This is a genomic window from Flavobacterium sp. HTF (assembly GCF_003105115.1).
Classification (GTDB): domain Bacteria; phylum Bacteroidota; class Bacteroidia; order Flavobacteriales; family Flavobacteriaceae; genus Flavobacterium.
This window is the reverse complement of record NZ_QETH01000017.1, coordinates 20,738-37,441: the sequence shown is the minus strand read 5'-3', so window position 1 is coordinate 37,441 and position 16,704 is coordinate 20,738. Positions and strand designations below refer to the sequence as shown.

General features: G+C 34.3%; 15 protein-coding genes. 5 read left to right on the top strand and 10 right to left on the bottom strand.

The window, feature by feature from the left end; translation table 11 throughout:
• Window positions 1-160: 160 nt before the first annotated feature.
• Entirely contained in the window at window positions 161-697 is a 537-nt protein-coding gene (locus tag DCO46_RS07530) for an STM3941 family protein (protein ID WP_116751949.1), read from the bottom strand.
• A gap of 51 nt (window positions 698-748) precedes the next feature.
• Window positions 749-3,115, bottom strand: a complete 2,367-nt coding sequence (locus DCO46_RS07525) for an efflux RND transporter permease subunit (RefSeq protein ID WP_116751948.1) — start codon at window positions 3,113-3,115, stop codon at window positions 749-751.
• Between the two features lie 180 nt (window positions 3,116-3,295).
• Between DCO46_RS07525 and DCO46_RS07520 the strand changes: the two genes are divergently transcribed.
• From DCO46_RS07520 to DCO46_RS07505, 4 genes are all read left to right on the top strand, one after another.
• Window positions 3,296-3,625, top strand: a complete 330-nt coding sequence (locus DCO46_RS07520; RefSeq protein ID WP_116751947.1) for a DMT family transporter — start codon at window positions 3,296-3,298, stop codon at window positions 3,623-3,625.
• Window positions 3,626-3,700: 75 nt separating this feature from the next.
• Window positions 3,701-4,459, top strand: a complete 759-nt coding sequence (locus DCO46_RS07515) for a sensor histidine kinase (protein ID WP_116751946.1) — start codon at window positions 3,701-3,703, stop codon at window positions 4,457-4,459.
• The gene (locus tag DCO46_RS07510) at window positions 4,422-5,141 is read left to right on the top strand and encodes a LytR/AlgR family response regulator transcription factor (RefSeq protein ID WP_116751945.1); all 720 of its coding nucleotides are present in this window, start codon (window positions 4,422-4,424) and stop codon (window positions 5,139-5,141) included. Before DCO46_RS07515 ends, DCO46_RS07510 begins: the two co-directional genes overlap by 38 nt.
• A gap of 112 nt (window positions 5,142-5,253) precedes the next feature.
• A complete protein-coding gene (locus DCO46_RS07505; protein WP_116751944.1) occupies window positions 5,254-7,524 on the top strand; it encodes a cation:proton antiporter in 2,271 nt (756 codons plus the stop codon).
• A 312-nt stretch (window positions 7,525-7,836) separates the two neighbouring features.
• Here DCO46_RS07505 and DCO46_RS07500 read toward each other — a convergent pair whose 3' ends face one another.
• The 3 genes from DCO46_RS07500 to pyrH form a co-directional block, all read right to left on the bottom strand.
• Window positions 7,837-10,329: a DUF5686 family protein gene (locus DCO46_RS07500; protein ID WP_116751943.1), complete on the bottom strand. Its 2,493-nt coding sequence runs from the start codon at window positions 10,327-10,329 to the stop codon at window positions 7,837-7,839.
• Between the two features lie 116 nt (window positions 10,330-10,445).
• A complete protein-coding gene (frr, locus tag DCO46_RS07495; protein ID WP_116751942.1) occupies window positions 10,446-11,009 on the bottom strand; it encodes a ribosome recycling factor in 564 nt (187 codons plus the stop codon).
• Window positions 11,010-11,086: 77 nt separating this feature from the next.
• Window positions 11,087-11,794 carry a UMP kinase gene (gene pyrH / locus DCO46_RS07490; RefSeq protein WP_035681787.1) on the bottom strand — a complete coding sequence of 236 codons (708 nt, stop codon included), beginning with the start codon at window positions 11,792-11,794 and terminating at the stop codon, window positions 11,087-11,089.
• A gap of 161 nt (window positions 11,795-11,955) precedes the next feature.
• Between pyrH and DCO46_RS07485 the strand changes: the two genes are divergently transcribed.
• Window positions 11,956-12,573, top strand: coding sequence for a thioredoxin family protein (locus DCO46_RS07485; RefSeq protein ID WP_116751941.1), 618 nt, complete (start codon window positions 11,956-11,958; stop codon window positions 12,571-12,573).
• Window positions 12,574-12,931: 358 nt separating this feature from the next.
• On the opposite strand, the gene truB is transcribed toward DCO46_RS07485, so the two are convergent.
• From truB to DCO46_RS07460, 5 genes are all read right to left on the bottom strand, one after another.
• A complete protein-coding gene (truB, locus tag DCO46_RS07480; RefSeq protein WP_116751940.1) occupies window positions 12,932-13,624 on the bottom strand; it encodes a tRNA pseudouridine(55) synthase TruB in 693 nt (230 codons plus the stop codon).
• The gene (locus DCO46_RS07475; RefSeq protein ID WP_116751939.1) at window positions 13,624-14,421 is read right to left on the bottom strand and encodes an undecaprenyl-diphosphate phosphatase; all 798 of its coding nucleotides are present in this window, start codon (window positions 14,419-14,421) and stop codon (window positions 13,624-13,626) included. The genes truB and DCO46_RS07475 overlap by 1 nt, the downstream gene beginning before the upstream one ends.
• A gap of 73 nt (window positions 14,422-14,494) precedes the next feature.
• On the bottom strand, window positions 14,495-14,746 hold the full coding sequence (locus DCO46_RS07470) for a DUF3098 domain-containing protein (protein WP_116751938.1): 252 nt from the start codon (window positions 14,744-14,746) through the stop codon (window positions 14,495-14,497).
• A 128-nt stretch (window positions 14,747-14,874) separates the two neighbouring features.
• The gene (locus tag DCO46_RS07465; RefSeq protein ID WP_116751937.1) at window positions 14,875-15,750 is read right to left on the bottom strand and encodes a cell division protein FtsX; all 876 of its coding nucleotides are present in this window, start codon (window positions 15,748-15,750) and stop codon (window positions 14,875-14,877) included.
• 357 nt (window positions 15,751-16,107) lie between these two features.
• Window positions 16,108-16,704: a molybdopterin-dependent oxidoreductase gene (locus DCO46_RS07460; RefSeq protein WP_165828869.1), complete on the bottom strand. Its 597-nt coding sequence runs from the start codon at window positions 16,702-16,704 to the stop codon at window positions 16,108-16,110.

Sequence of the window (16,704 nt, the reverse complement as noted above, 5' to 3'; positions counted from 1 at the left end):
AATTGTTTTTTTGTTTTTGTCATTCCGAGGAACGAGGAATCACACTAGTAATTCCGCAAAGTAAATCGCCAATCTTAGTCGAGTTTCGAGTGTGATTGCTTCGCCAGTTCGCTATCGCTCGTGCCCTCGTTCCTCGGAATGACAAACTAAGCGTTAATCCTTATGCAAATTTTTTATATTTCTCAAGATTCTCATTTAATACTTTCATAAGTTCAGTATGATTTATTTGCATCGAAACTGCTGAAAGACAAAATGGCGAACCGTAATTATTAAAATTAAATTGGATTAATCTTTTTCGTATTCGATTTTTTTCATTTTCAATCCAAAAATCAGAATTATTAACTTTAATAAGCACCATTTTTTGGCTTTGTATTTTTAGTTCTGAAAATCCTTCAATATTTTTCCAATTTATAAATTCATTAGAATTCTTCTTCGGATTAACATTAATTCCATTTTCCTCAATAATTAAAAAAAGCTTGTTTTTAACTAATTGCCTGATTGAAATATAAACTCCTAAACTAGAAAATAAAACTGAAATTATTCCGATACATTTTACTAAAATTGGACTTCGTAAACGAAAACCAGTTAAGTTTTCGGCATCCATCAACATCCAAATTCCTCCCGCAATAAATAGCAGAGAACCAATTAATAATAAGAACGTTTTCTTCTTACTTGAGTAGATTTCAATTTTTTCCATTAATTTTTAATTCGCGTCAATAAGTGTAACTCGTGGCAATCAAAAAAAAAATTATTTCTCCAATCCCTCCAATTCCTCTTTCTTAGTTTTCTTCTTTTCAAAAGTCAAAACCAAAGAAGGCAATACAACCAAATTCGCAAACATTGCAAAAGCCAAAGTACAGGAAATTAATCCGCCAAGTGCGATTGTTCCGCTAAAGCTTGATAAGGTGAAAGTCGCAAAACCTAGAATCAAAACAACTGATGTGTAAAAAGTACTGATTCCGGTTTCTCTTAAAGCACTAAAAACCGATTTCTTTACTTTTCCTCCGCTTTGAAGCAGGTCATGTCTGTACTTCGCCATAAACTGAATCGCATTATCAACCGAAATTCCGAAGGCTATACTGAATACTAAAATCGTAGACGGTTTTAACGGAATTCCGAAATAACCCATTAATCCAGAGGTAATACAAAGCGGTAAAATGTTTGTAATTACCGATGCTAAAACCATTTTGAATGAACGGAATAAATATAAAATCAGAACGGCAATCGTCAAAATTGCAAAGATTAAAGACTCGATTAAGTTGTCAACTAAGTATGAAGTTCCTTTCTGGAAAACCAATGCTTTTCCGGTAACGGTAACTTCAAAACGGTCTTTCGGGAAAATTTCATCGATTTTTGAATGTAATTTTTTCTCGACTTTTGCCATTTCATCCGTTCCGATATCCTTCATGAAAGTCGTGATTCTGGCATATTGCCCGGTTGAATCTACATAAGCTTTCATCAGGTTTTCTTTGCTGTTTTTGGTTGCATTTTTAGCATAACTCAAAATAAAAGTCTGCTCCTGTGAAGTTGGCAATTGGTAATATTCCGGATTTCCGTTGTAGAAAGCCTGTTTCGAATATTTTACCAAATTCACCACAGAAACCGGTTTTGCCAATTCCGGTATTGCAGCAATCGTATTTTGTAATTCGTCCATTTTACGAATGGTTGACGCTTTCATAACACCTTTTTTCTTTTTGGTGTCAATCATGATTTCCAACGGCATTACTCCGTTAAATTCTTTTTCGTAAAATAAAATATCTTTAAAGAAAGAAGCGCTTTTTGGCATTTCACCAATTAAACTTCCTGAAACTTTCATTTGAGAAACCCCAATTACACTAAAAACCAAAAGCAGACCATAAATGATATAAACATATCGTCGTTTTGATTTAACTACATTTTCAACAACATTCAATAAAGTCGAAATATACGTTTTGGTCAAATGGTATAAATGTTTTTCTTTTGGCAATGGCAAGAAACTGTAAACAATTGGCACAATAAAAAGTGTCAGCAGATAAACAGAAATCACATTGATTGAAGTTACCATTCCGAACTCAAAAAGCAAGTCGTTTCCGGTAATCATAAATGTAGCAAAACCAATCGCTGTGGTTAAGTTCGTCATTAAAGTCGCAACCCCGATTTTAGAAATAACACGTTGTAAAGCTTTAGCCTGATTATTATGCAATTTGATTTCCTGCTGGTATTTATTAATTAGGAAAATACAGTTCGTAATTCCGATTACAATAATCAATGGCGGAATAATCGCCGTTAAAATCGTGATTTTATAACCAAATAATCCAAGCGTTCCAAACGACCAGATTACACCGACAATCAGAATACAAATCGAAATAAAAGTAGCTCTGAACGAACGGAAAAAGAAAAAGAAAATCAATGAAACCGTAAATAAGGCAGCTCCAATGAAAAGCCCGATTTCGCCTTTCATGTCATCAGCGTTAATGGTTCTGATGTATGGCATTCCCGAAACACGCAGGTCAATTCCGGTTGTTTTTTCGAATTTAGCGATTTTAGGAACTAAATTTTCAAGTATAAAAGTCTTTCTTTCAGGAGTATTTACCAGAGCTTTGTTGATGTAAATCGCAGAACGGACACTTCCGCTTTCTTTATTAAACAAAAGCCCTTCGTAGAAAGGTAAATTATGAAACAAATCGTACTGAACGCTTTTTAGATAAGCCGGATCCAAAGCCTTACTCTGGTCGATAAAAGGTGTTAAAACGAATTTTTCGTTAACGGTATCTTTTTCCAGTTTTTTCAAATCGTTTAATGAAACGACTAAATCAACTTCTTTTGATTTTTTTAAACCCGTCATTAATTCATTCCAGGCTGCATAATTTTTTGGCGTAAAAAAGTTTTTATCCTGAAAACCAATAACAACAAGATTTCCTTCTTCACCAAACTTGTCTAAGAATTTTTGATATTCTTTGTTTGCAATATGATCTTTAGGAAGCAGGTTTGCTTCGGTATAGGTCATAGAAAGGTTTTTCCATTGATAACCAAGGAAAATTGTCAATGCAGAAAGGATAACCAGAATTGTTATTCTGTTTTTAAGTATAATCCGGGCTAGTTTCTCCCAAAATCCAACTTTAATAGCGTTTTTCATAAAATCTTTAAAAATGGTTGCAAATGTAGTGAAAAGTGCTCGAAATCATAAATAATTGATTCGGTATTTACGGTATCTTAACACAAATTTACAATTGGGTTTCTAAGAAAATTTTGATGTTTTTATCGTTTGTACCTTAGCTTTTCTCATATTTGCAGTTAATTTAAAAACGAAAAGAAAATGAATTGGATTTTATTAATTATTGCCGGACTTTTTGAAGTTGGATTCGCATCCTGCTTAGGAAAAGCCAAAGAAACAACAGGACTTGTATCGACTTATTGGATGATCGGCTTTTTTGTCTGTCTTTCTATAAGTATGATTTTGTTATATAAAGCGACTCAGGTTTTGCCAATAGGTACAGCTTATGCCGTATGGACAGGGATTGGTGCCGTTGGAACGGTTTTGGTCGGAATTTTTATTTTTAAAGAACCGGCTGCTTTCTGGAGAATCTTTTTCCTTTCGACTTTGATTGCTTCAATTATCGGATTGAAATTTGTTTCCAGTCATTAAAAAATATAAGCTGAAGATTTTAAGGTTTTTTAAATATTAAAACTATTTTTAATCTGCGAAAAAAAACTAACTTAAATGCAAAACAATACCACCACTTTTATTTTTCTGGCAATTATTTTGCTGCTCATCGTGATCATCTGTCTGATGGTTTTTCAATTAACAAAAGCCAAAAAATCACAGGAGGATGCCGAGAAAAGTTTCTATGCACTCGAAATGAAAGTGAATGATTTGCAGTTAGAAAACTTAGAATCAAAACTGAATCCGCATTTGTTTAAGAACATCTTAAACTCGATTCAGTCCCACGCTTATCAGACGTATTTTGCTTTGGACAAGCTTGCCAATGTCCTGGATTATATTTTGTACGAAAGCAAAAAGAAATTTGTGACGGCAAAAGAAGAAATTGACTTTGCACTGAATTTAATTGAAATCAACAAAATCAAAATCAGCCCTCTTTTTGAGCTGAAAATCAGAACCAATATCAATACAGAAGACAAATTGTACGAGCAGCCTTTGCTGGCGCCGCTAATTTCTATTGATTTAATCGAAAATGCTTTTAAACATGCCGATCTTCAAAGTGCCGATGCCTTTATTTCGGTTATTTTTGAATTTAAGGACAATGCTTTTTTTATGACCGTTTCGAATAAAATCTCAGACAAAAAAGTATTGAAGAAGGAGCGGAGCGGTTTTGGTCATGCTACTTTGGAGCACCGCCTTCGGATTATTTATAAAAATAATTTCAAACTTGACCAGTTTGTAGAAAACGATATTTATATTGCTCATCTAAAAATAGATTTACTTGAATACAAAACTGAAATGCTTGCTTCTGGACGATGAGTTGCCCGGGCTGACTTATTTAAAAATGCTTTGCGAACAAATTCCGGATCTGGAAATCGTAAAAACATTTAATAATCCCGAAAAACTTCTTGCCGAAATTCCCGATTTAGATTTTGATTTGTTGATTTCTGATATCGAAATGCCGGGAACTAACGGATTGCATCTGGCCGGGATGCTGGAAGACAAACTGGTTATTTTTTGCACGGCGTATAAAGAATATGCTGCCGATGCTTTTAATATTGATGCAGTAGATTATATCACAAAGCCCGTAAAACTGGAACGTCTTCAAAAAGCAGTTTCAAAAGCCTTTGAGCGATTTCATAAACCGGATACTTCCAAAAAGTTTATTCAGTTAAATACCGACAAAGGAAAAACACTTTTGTATTTTAATCAGATTCAATATATCAAAACAGCCCTGAGCGACAGCCGTGATAAAACCGTATTGCTTACAGACGGGAGTTTTCTGAACCTTAAAAATGTTAAGTTTGATACGCTCTTAAGTGAATTACCGGAAGCTGATTTTTGCAGGGTGAATAAAAAAGAAATTGTTGCCGTAAAAGCAATCAAATTCTTTAATCATAACGAAATTGTCCTGCATCATATAGAAGAAAGCAATAAAAATGCGACCATGATTTTGAGTGAAACCTATCGTTCTGATTTTGTAAAAAAGGTAAAAATCTAACTTATTACAAAATTCTCCCGACTTATTACATGAATTGAAAATTAGGACAGGATTTGCTTTTTCACGTAAGGATGAGTTTGGATATTTGTTCCACAAATTTAATAAAAGGGTTATGAATAACATTAAAAACTCCTTGTTCTACGTTTCCGTAATTGGTGGCTTTACAGCTTTGATATATTGGGTGATTTCAAAAGGTGTTTCGCTTGAAGTAGGCCGGGAAATCGTTAAGAAAAAAATAGAAAGTAATCATTGGAATGATTTCCTGCATTCCATGGTTGATAATTTACAGCATCCGTTGGCTATTTTACTGGCCCAGATTTTGACAATCATTTTAGTGGCACGTTTGTTTGGATGGTTTTTTAGAAAAATCGGGCAGCCTTCTGTAATTGGTGAAATGATTGCCGGAATTTTTTTAGGACCTTCTTTGGTCGGAATGTATTTTCCTGAATTTTCGGCTGTTTTATTCCCAAAAGAATCTTTAGGAAACCTTCAGTTTTTAAGCCAGATTGGTCTGATACTTTTCATGTTCGTGATCGGGATGGAATTAGATCTTAAGGTTTTGAAAAATAAAGCGCATGATGCCGTAGTAATCAGTCATGCCAGTATTGTGATTCCGTTTGCTTTGGGATTAAGCCTGGCTTATTTTATCTACCACACTTTTGCGCCAATCGGTGTTGAGTTTGCCTCTTTCGGTTTATTTATGGGAATTGCCATGAGTATAACGGCATTTCCTGTTCTGGCCAGAATCGTGCAGGAGCGCGGTCTGCAGAAAACAAAATTAGGAACGATTGCGATCACCTGTGCTGCAGCTGATGATATTACGGCCTGGTGTATTCTGGCAGTTGTAATTGCAATTGTAAAAGCAGGTTCGTTTACAAGTGCCTTATATGTAATTGGTCTGGCAATTTTATATGTCATTGTCATGCTGAAAATTGTTCGTCCGTTCTTAAAACGTGTAGGGGATTTAAACGCAACACGAGAAAGCCTTAATAAACCGGTTGTTGCTATTTTCTTTATAACACTTTTGTTTTCGGCTTATGCAGCAGAACTTATCGGTATTCATGCTTTGTTCGGAGCATTCCTGGCAGGAGCAATCATGCCTGAAAATAATAAATTCAGAAATATTTTTATAGAAAAAGTAGAAGACGTTTCCATTATTGTTTTACTGCCACTTTTCTTTGTCTTTACAGGGCTGCGTACACAAATCGGTTTGCTTAATGATCCTTATTTATGGAAGATTACGGGATTAATTATTGCAGTTGCGGTTGTAGGTAAATTTTTTGGTAGTGCTCTGGCAGCCAAATTTGTCGGGCAAAACTGGAAAGATAGTTTGGCAATAGGAGCTTTGATGAATACCAGAGGTTTAATGGAACTGGTAGTTTTGAATATCGGATATGATCTTGGGGTTCTTTCTACAGAAATTTTCACCATGATGGTCATCATGGCATTAGTAACAACTTTTATGACGGGTCCGGCATTAGATTTTATCGGATGGGTTTTTAAAGATAAAGCGACAGCAATTCCGCAGGAAATTGGAAATAAAAGTAAATACAGGATTTTGCTTTCATTCGGTACTCCCGAAAAAGGTAAAAAGTTGTTGAAAATCGCCAATAGTTTAGTAAAAAAACAGCCGGACAATTCTATAGTAACAGCGATGCATTTGTCTTTGAGTACAGAAGTGCATTCATTTGATGTGAAAGACCATGAGCGCAAAATGCTGGTTCCGGTTATTCAGGAATCAGAAAAACTGAACCAGAATATGGTGAGTCTTTTTAAAGTCTCAAATGATATTGATACCGATATTATTGATACAGCAAATCACGGAGAATATGATCTATTACTGGTTGGTCTTGGACAGTCTATTTTTGACGGAACACTACTGGGTAAAATCCTTGGTTTTACGACCAGGATTGTAAATCCGGATCGTTTGATTGATAAATTTACAGGAAAAGAAGGTTTGTTTGAAAACTCTCCTTTTGATGAAAGAACCCGCCATATTATTGCTAAAAGTAAAATGCCCGTCGGAATTTTTATTGATAAGGACTTAGAAGATGTAGATCAGATTTTTATGCCGGTTTTTAGTAAAGAAGATGCTTTCTTAATTGAATATGCTAAAAAACTGATCAATAACAACGGTTCTCAAATTACAGTTCTGGATGCAAGCGGAGAAGTAAAAAGCACCCGAGATCTTCAGGAAACAATTCGTTCAATCGAACAGATTGCTCCAAATCATATTATGATTATGCACGACAGAACGATCAAGAAAGAATTTTTACAAAGCCAGAATCTTATGATTATTAGTCTGGACAGCTGGAAAAAACTAATCGAATCGCAAAGTACCTGGCTGAATAATACGCCTTCGGTTCTGATTCTTAAACCATAAAGTTTAAAAATTTCAATTTAAAAATCCCAAATTCCAATGCTTGTTGGAGTTTGGGATTTTTTGTTTTTGATGTTTATTGTTTAGTGTGTCATTCTGAGGAACGAAGAATCGCACTAGAGATTCCATAAAGCAAACCCAATCTTTTTCGATACACGAGTGTGATTGCTTTACCAGTTCGTTGTCGCTTGTATCCTCGTTCTTCAGAATAAACAAATATCGTGTATATGAAGGATTATTAAATACGATTTGTACTTACATCGAACAATAAAAAAATTATTTGGAATTTGGAATTTTTTTATTGCAATTTAAACCTTAAAGTCCCAGATCAAGTACATAAGAAACCTTAACCGCTATATTGTCATCAAATCGAGCTAACTGATTGGGACCGTAACGGTAAAATCCGCCCAGACCGAAACCTTTGTAAATTTTATTTAATTCAATTCCTGATTCAAAAAAGCCTTTATCTAAAGTTTTATAAGTCGGTCCGACATGCTGCTCCGGTTTTTCCATATTTCCCCAAACCATTCTGGTTACTAATACCAATGAGGGGCGTACTTTTCTGAAAAGCGTAATCCTGTCAAAACCATGTTTGATTTGAAAGAAAAGATACTGACTGGAGAAAAACTCATTAAAATACATGGTTTCAAACGCATTTCTTCCTGCAAAAGTGATACGCTGAATAATGGTTTCTTTAGTCAGGTTATTTGGGGCTGTATTATATAAGTGTGTAATTGGAGCGTCACCAAAAGCATATCCACCCTGTAATAATAAACTGGTCTTCTGACCGTTCAGGTATTTTTTTTCATACTCGGTTTTAAAATCTATTTTTCCGAAATTAAAGTCGTTATCCAAAACACCAGGCAAAGTCTGTGTATATTGAAAAGTAAACCTCGGAAATCTTTTATCAGATTCTGTTCTTCCGGTTGGGGTCTGCATAAAATCACTAAACGGTGCCCACATTATAGAAAGCATTGCAGTTGTCATGATATAACTCGAATACAATTTTCCGTTGAGATTAAACAGATAATCGAATTTTGGTTCGATGAAATTTCGGGATACTTCAAGAATAGCTTCCGTTTTCGGAATAATTTTGGTCTGAAGATTGGTTTTCCAGCCGGAATATTCATAAAAAGTACTAATGTTAATCGGACGCGGATCATAAATTTTAAAAACACGTTTGTCTACGGCAAAAACCGTACTCGCAATCTCCCTGACATCATCTGTGTAATATGCATTTATCCAGGTATTTGTGCTTTTGTCAAGTAAAACGCCCGCACCTGAACTGTATTTAAAAACACCATCTTTAGTTCCGTATGCTGTATAAGCTTCCAGACGGAAATTTCTCGAAAAGCGGTCGTTTGTAATACCGCCTAATCCAAGCCTGAAACCTTCATAATTATTATAACTGATGATTTTCTTCAGATCAAGATCAATTGGTCCTATCGGATAAAAACCATTTATGATTTTACGACCAATTCCTAAACGTTTTTCAACTCTTTTCTCGATAGAAAGACTATCAAGTAACAAATAAGTTCTTTGGCTTTTTAAATCAAGATTTTCTTTTCGGTAGGCTTCCCAAAAACTTTCCGGTTTTTTGTTTGCATCGTCTTTAATTTCGATATAAAGCGACGGGTTTTTTATAACTGAACCGGTATTGAAATGAACATCAAAACTATTGCTTTCGGAAATTAAATATGTAAAATCAGAAGCTACTTTTTTTCGGGGGCCGACATCCTCGTCAGAATCGGCATCAAACTGAATTGTCCCGCCAAGAATCTTGATATCCTCGTCATTTTTTCCTTTTACAATTTTAAAAGTCGTATTACTCTGAAACCATATTTTCTCAGCCGAATCATATTCAAATTCATGAATTCCGCTGATGTCCAAAACACCTTTTATACGCATTACTGCTTTGGCAATGGCAAAATTTTCCTTATCAATATATAAAACGCCTTCTAATCCCGATTTTCTTTTTTGTTTGTATTTAAAGTAAACCATGTAAGTATCACGGCCTTTTATACTCACGGTATCCAGCAGTTTGTAATTGTAATCTGCCAGAGCGCTATTTGAGATGGGGCTTTCATATTTTGTTTCCAGCAACTCATATTTTGGGTCATAAATAGAAATTGACTGGAGATTGAAGGCAATGATTTCATAAACAGGTTGTTTAAAACCAGCCATTTTTGTTCCAAGGACAGTCTCTTTCAGCTTGTTGTTCCCAAACTGATATTGTGATATTTTTTCAGTCTGAAATAAATGTTGTTTACTGATTATTTCCTTAAACTTATAGTCGGAAGAATCAACATTGATGATTTTTTTGTCTAAATCTTTATAGGAAGCAGAAGAATCTATGCGGCCGTCAATCGAATCCGGATTGGCGGTAACAGTAAGTTTATTATAAGTTTTGTATTCAAAACTCTTCAGTTTTCTCTGTGGGTTGTTCCCGTTTTTGTTTGCAATTACTTTTTTTAACAGCGCCAAAGCCGGATTTTCATTAGAAATAATAACTTCTTTTAAGTCATCTGTTTTCTGGGAAAGAGCAACGGGATAGAACTTTTTATTATCTGTTACAGGAATGGTTTTGGTTTGGAAACCTACATAGGAAACGGTAAAAAAAGCAGTTTTTGGTGAAATGGTGAAAATAAATTTCCCATCAATATCTGTAATTGTACTGTTGCTGTCTGAAGTTTTTATGGTAGCAAACGGAAGAGGTTTGTTGTTGGAGTCGTTTACAATTCCGTTGATTTGAAATTGCGCCTGAATGGTAAGCGTGAAAAACAAAGACAGAAAACAAAATAGCTTCATACAACGGGTTATAGTTTCAAAAACGAAAAGACTAAATTTTAGATGCAAAAATAAGAATAAAAAAAATCCGTCTAGTGCAATTTAACTAAACGGATTAATATTTTATGACGATTGAGTTACACTTTCATAATTTCGGCTTCTTTTGCAGCCAATAATTCATCAATTTTTTTAATGTAAGCATTCGTTAAGTTCTGAACTTCTTCTTCTGCAGATTTACAAACGTCTTCAGAAGTTCCTTCTTTTTCTAATTTTTTAATATCGGTATTGGCGTCCTTACGCACATTACGTACACCAATTTTTGCATCTTCAGCTTCTGATTTTGCCTGTTTTGCCAAATCGCGACGACGCTCTTCTGTCAAAGGCGGTACGCTGATGATGATAACGTCACCGTTATTCATTGGGTTAAAACCAATATTGGCGATCATAATTGCTTTTTCAATCACAGACAGCATATTTTTTTCAAAAGGCTGTAATGTAATTGTTCTCGCATCAGGAACGCTGATTTTTGACACTTGTGAAAGAGGAGTTGCAGATCCGTAATAATCCACAAAAACGCTTCCTAACATTGCCGGAGAAGCTTTTCCTGCGCGAATGTTTAGAAATTCTTTCTCTAAATGCGCAATCGAACCATTCATTGATTCTTCTGTACTTTCTAATATAAAATCTATTTCTTCGCTCATTTTTTTTTAAAGTTTTCAGTTTTCAATCTCAGTTTTAGTTTTACCCGGAAATACGTCTGTACAACTATACTGAGAATTTATATATTAACAACAGTTCCTATATTTTCGCCTTCGCAGATTTTTAATAAATTTCCAATTTTGTTCATATCAAAAACAACAATTGGCAGCTTATTTTCCTGGCTTAATGTAAAAGCGGTTGTGTCCATTACGTTCAGTCCTTTTTTCAGGACATCATCAAAAGAAATAAAATCAAATTTTACAGCCGAAGCATTTTTCTCAGGATCAGAATCGTAAACACCATCAACACGGGTTCCTTTTAAGATCACATCTGCATTAATTTCGATTCCTCTTAAAACGGCTGCAGTATCAGTAGTAAAATATGGGTTTCCGGTTCCGGCACCAAAAATTACAATTCTTCCTTTTTCAAGGTGACGGTCTGCTCTTCTTTTGATATAAGGTTCGGCAATAGATTCCATTTTTAAAGCAGTCTGAAGACGGGTTTTCATTCCTTTGTCTTCAAGAGCACCCTGTAATGCCATTCCGTTGATTACGGTAGCAAGCATTCCCATATAATCGCCTTGTACTCTATCCATACCGGCACTTGCACCCGCAACGCCTCTAAAAATATTTCCTCCTCCGATTACAATAGCAATTTCTACTCCTTTACTGTGAATCTGCTTAATTTCATCGGCATATTCGGCTAATCTTTTTGGGTCAATACCATATTGTAAATCACCCATCAAGGCCTCGCCGCTAAGTTTTAGAAGAATTCTTTTATATTTCATTTGTGTGTTGCGTTAATTTGTGCAAATATAGACATATTCTGATTTTTAAAAATAATGTTTTGAAAAAATAATTTTAGAGTTTATTTCTCCCGAATATGACAAAAGTCATTCTGATGTCTTCCTAAAATTCGTATTTTTATTCTACCAAAAAACGAAGAAATATGAAAAGTATTGTAGCCAAAGCACTATTCAATAGTCACTCTTATTCTGAATACCGAAAATTAGTTACCGATTTATTATCCGAAGGAAAATCAACCGGGGATCAGCAATCTGAAAGCCTGACACATTATACCAGTCTGAACGAAGCCCGAATGAACCGTCTTGAAAAAACCATCAAAATCTCTGATGATATATTAGAAAAATTGCAGCATTTAAACAATCATTATATCTGGCTTGTACTATCTGAAGGCTGGTGCGGTGATGCTGCACAAATACTTCCGATTTTGAATAAAATGGCTTTAGGCTCCAATAATAAAATTAATCTCAAAATTGTTTTGCGTGACGAAAATGATGATTTAATGAGCCAGTACCTGACAAATGGCGGCAGGGCAATCCCAAAAGTTATCGTGATTTGCAAAGAAGCCGGAATTGTTCGCGCAGATTGGGGACCAAGACCAAAAGGAGCAACAGAATTAATGGCCAATTATAAAAAAGAATTTGGTGTAATTGATGAAAAAATAAAAACCGATTTGCAGTTATGGTATTTGGCAGACAAAGGGATTTCTGTTCAGCAGGAATTGATTGAGATTATGGAAAACATAAAATATAACCGTTTATAATTCTTTAGATAAAAATCATAAAATCAGAGGTGTTTTTTATAATGTGTTGAAAATAAATATCATACATTAGAAAAAGTAAGAAAAACGTTTTTTTTAAATGTAAAATTTTGTATCTTGCTGAAGATCCCACCTCTATTATTTATTTTTTGATTTACTCTTTTTATTGGTGTTTATTTAATCTTTAACAATTAAAAAATGCACTATTATGAAAAAGTTATTCGAAAGGTTTTATGATTTATTTTCAAAATTTTTGTTTGGAGGAAAAAATATTCCACACTATTAATTTGAAAGAATCAGGTATTAGCAAATTAAGGAGTTGGCACATTACTATAGTTTATTTGTAATGTGCTTAATTTTTTTAGTCCAAAAGAGTTTCTTCAAACAATGTAATGTCTATTGCATTTTTCACATCGTAATCACCAATTTTTGTACGGCGTAAAACAGTTAAGTGTGAACCTGAATTCATTGCTTTCCCAAAATCGTATGCAAGGGAACGAATATAAGTCCCTTTAGAGCAAACTACTCTAAAATCTACTTCAGGTAATGCAATTCTTGTAATTTCAAATTCATGAATAGTTGTTTTTCTGCTTTCAATTTCGATAGTTTCTCCTGCACGTGCATGTTCATAGAGGCGAACACCATCTTTTTTAATAGCAGAAAATATGGGCGGTTTCTGGTCGATTTCGCCTAAAAATTGCTTTACAGTTTCATGAATTAAAGCTTCGTCGATATGTTCTGTTGGAAAAGTCTGATCGATTTCTGTCTCTAAATCATAAGACGGAGTAGTAGCTCCAATATAAAAAGTTCCGGTATATTCTTTTGCCTGGCCCTGCAGTTCTGAAATTCTTTTGGTGAATTTTCCGGTGCAGATTAATAGCAAACCAGTAGCTAAAGGATCTAAAGTTCCGGCATGACCGATTTTGAACTTTTTTGGAAGCCCGACTTTATTGATTAAAAGGTATTTTAGTTTATTGACTGCTTGAAACGAACTCCATTTTAAAGGTTTGTCTATCAATAAAACCTGTCCGTTTAAATATTCTTCAGGAGTCATTATATAATGGTAAGCGGGTGAATGAAAAAGTGAATCAGTAATAAAGCGATTCCGGCGATGATTCGGTAATAACCAAAAACTTTAAAACCGTTTTTGGTCAGAAAACCAATGAAAGTTTTAATGGCTAAAAGGGCAACAATAAAAGCTACAATATTTCCAATAATCAATAGATTGACCTGATCGTGAGATAATTCAAATCCGGCTTTATAATAATCGTAACATTTTTTTACGGTCGCTCCAAGCATTGTTGGAACGGCTAAGAAAAATGAAAACTCAGCAGCAGTTGTTCTTGATAATTTTTGAGACATTCCCCCAACGATACTTGCACCGCTACGTGAAACTCCGGGAATCATGGCAATACACTGAAACAGTCCGATTTTAAAAGCCTGTAAATATGTAATTTCCTGAGAAGTTTCGGCTGTATTTGGATTGTTGAACCATTCGTCAACTTTCAATAAAATAATTCCTCCGATTAAAAGAGAAATAGCAACCGTAACGGGATTCTCTAACAGTCCGTCGATAAAATCACTCAGCAATAATCCTAAAACTACTGCGGGAACAAAAGCGACCAGAAGTTTAAAATAAAAATCAAACGTCTGAAAGAAACGTTTAAAATATAAAATCACAACCGAAAGTATCGCTCCTAGCTGAATTACAATGGTAAAAAGTTTAGTAAAATCGTCTTTTGCGATTCCGAAAAAAGAAGAGGCAATAATCATATGCCCGGTTGAAGAGACAGGCAGAAATTCTGTAATTCCTTCAATAATGGCAAGAATAATAGCTTGTAATGTGTTCATTTAAAATTTTAGATTTCAGATTTCAGATTGTTTTCTTCGCTGTGCGCAGTATCACTAAAATCTATTTCTTTATTTATTTAGATTTTTTGAAAATGGAATAAATCGTGATTCCAAAACCAATCAGCACAGTTGTCGGTGCCAAACGAATACGTCTAAAACTAAAAACATCTTCATTAAAAACATTCGGATTATCACTTCCTCCGCCAGACATTAAAATAAATCCTAAAGCAATTACTGCGATTCCGATCAGAAGGATTTTGTAGTTGATACCTTCAAAAAGGAATTCCTGCTTATGTTGGTCTGTTTCTTTATTGTTGTTTTTCATTGTTGTTTTTTTGTAACCCTTACTGAGTCAAAGATTATTTAATTTATTTGTCAGCCGGAGCATTCCGAACTTCGGAAGAAGGCATTTTTTAAAATCTAATCCCGAGGCTTCGGGACTGTGATCTAAAACTAATAAAGATCGTCTGTTCTTAAATTAAGGAAACGTTGTGTTGCGAAGTGTGTACTTACCCAGGTAATTAAAACTCCTAATCCGAAAACACCCAGTAAAACCAATGCGATTAAAACTTTGTCTTCTAAAATTCCTAATCCCGGGAAATTAGTTTCAACGTAGAATAAAACTCCTATCAAAGCAATAATAGCCAAACCTGCACCCAAAATTCCCAATTTTACGCTGCGCATAACAAATGGTTTACGGATAAACGATTTTGTTGCACCAACCATCTGCATCGTTTTAATGATAAATCGATTGGAGTGTATCGATAAACGCAATGAACTATTGATTAATAATACAGCAATTACAGTCAGGAATCCGCTGATGATCAAAATCCACATACTTACTTTTCTGATGTTGTCATTTACCAGATTTACCAATTGTTTATCATAAACAATGTCAGAAATCATAGTGTTTTGACGTAAACGGCTTTCGATTTTAGCGATGCTGTCTCTTTCTACATAATCCGCTTTTAAATGGATGTCATAAGAATTCAACAATGGATTTTCCCCTAAAAAAGTCAGGAAATCTTCACCAATAATGTCAGTGTGTTCTTTGGCAGCTCTTTCTTTAGTTACATAAACATATGATCTTGCAAAAGGCGCTCTTTTCAATTCTGTATCAAATGCTTTTATAACACTGTCATTGGCTTCATTTTTAAAGAAAACCGTCATTGCGATTTTTTCTTTAAAGTCATCTGCCAGTTTTTTAGAATTTATAATAAATAATCCCAGTACTCCTAAAAGGAATAATACCAGAAATACACTTAATACAACCGAAAAATAAGAGGAAATTAACCTGCGTTTTTGAAATTTATCAAAGTTAGAACTCATAGTCTGCTTAAATTATGTGGTAAAAATAATAAAGAATTTCTTTATTTAAAGTTAATAACGAACTTTTGTACTATAAATGTACGATTTGATATTTATTTAACCGCTAAGTGCGCAAGGTTTTACGCAAAGTTCGCAAAGTTAAAAGAGAATAGCCACAAATTAAAAGATTAAAATGATTTTTGAAATCGGTATTAATCCTTTAATCTATGGCTAAAAACACTAAAAAGTTCGCAAAGCTTTGTACTGATACAGCTTTGCGAACTTTACGTTTGAGAGTGTACTATTTAAATAAAAATCTTAATGTGCATTTCGACTTTGAACCTTTGTCACTCTGCCACTTTAAACCTTAAAAAAAAGCTATTTTACTTTATAAACCTCGATGCTCTTAAGCCAGTAAACATGTCGCGGTCCGGTTTTGATATCATTTTTGCAAATAGCAATCATTTCGCCGTTTTTTACTGGTTTTCCGTTTTCTTCAAATAAAATATAGGTATTGTCTCCCGTTGGATTATTGAAGATTTCTGCCCATGAAAAAGTAGCTTTGTAATCGTCTGAAGCTCTTGCAACAATATAAAAATTCCTGTCTTTGTGACCGTTTTGTCTGATTTTGGCTTTTTCTAAAATATCTTTCAAAAGTACACCTTTACAAATTTTATCATCTTTTTTGACTTCACCGGTTTGGCAAACGACTTTGAAATCATCAATTGTTACTACTTTCATCTTTTTTAAAGAATCTACAGTTAATTGCAGAGGGAATTCAACATCGCCTTTTACTTCGATTTGGTGGTTGACCATTTTTAAACTGTCGGCAGCTGAAAGAACAGGGTGTTTGCCGTTGTCGGTTTTTGAGGTTTTCTCTGTAGAAACAGTTTCTTCTTTATCTTTTTTAGGAGAATTACACATTACGAACGAAAATGCAATTAATAAAACGATAATATAATTTTGAGTTTTCAT

Excerpts from the sequence above, each read along its gene's own strand:
- DCO46_RS07520 (WP_116751947.1), top strand. The coding sequence starts at position 3,296 with ATGAATTGGATTTTATTAATTATTGCCGGACTTTTTGAAGTTGGATTC.
- DCO46_RS07530 (WP_116751949.1), bottom strand. The coding sequence starts at position 697 with ATGGAAAAAATTGAAATCTACTCAAGTAAGAAGAAAACGTTCTTATTA.
- DCO46_RS07465 (WP_116751937.1), bottom strand. The coding sequence starts at position 15,750 with ATGAGTTCTAACTTTGATAAATTTCAAAAACGCAGGTTAATTTCCTCT.
- DCO46_RS07515 (WP_116751946.1), top strand. The coding sequence starts at position 3,701 with ATGCAAAACAATACCACCACTTTTATTTTTCTGGCAATTATTTTGCTG.
- frr (WP_116751942.1), bottom strand. The coding sequence starts at position 11,009 with ATGAGCGAAGAAATAGATTTTATATTAGAAAGTACAGAAGAATCAATG.
- DCO46_RS07505 (WP_116751944.1), top strand. The coding sequence starts at position 5,254 with ATGAATAACATTAAAAACTCCTTGTTCTACGTTTCCGTAATTGGTGGC.
- DCO46_RS07460 (WP_165828869.1), bottom strand. The coding sequence starts at position 16,704 with ATGAAAACTCAAAATTATATTATCGTTTTATTAATTGCATTTTCGTTC.
- DCO46_RS07485 (WP_116751941.1), top strand. The coding sequence starts at position 11,956 with ATGAAAAGTATTGTAGCCAAAGCACTATTCAATAGTCACTCTTATTCT.
- truB (WP_116751940.1), bottom strand. The coding sequence starts at position 13,624 with ATGACTCCTGAAGAATATTTAAACGGACAGGTTTTATTGATAGACAAA.
- DCO46_RS07500 (WP_116751943.1), bottom strand. The coding sequence starts at position 10,329 with ATGAAGCTATTTTGTTTTCTGTCTTTGTTTTTCACGCTTACCATTCAG.
- pyrH (WP_035681787.1), bottom strand. The coding sequence starts at position 11,794 with ATGAAATATAAAAGAATTCTTCTAAAACTTAGCGGCGAGGCCTTGATG.
- DCO46_RS07470 (WP_116751938.1), bottom strand. The coding sequence starts at position 14,746 with ATGAAAAACAACAATAAAGAAACAGACCAACATAAGCAGGAATTCCTT.
- DCO46_RS07475 (WP_116751939.1), bottom strand. The coding sequence starts at position 14,421 with ATGAACACATTACAAGCTATTATTCTTGCCATTATTGAAGGAATTACA.
- DCO46_RS07525 (WP_116751948.1), bottom strand. The coding sequence starts at position 3,115 with ATGAAAAACGCTATTAAAGTTGGATTTTGGGAGAAACTAGCCCGGATT.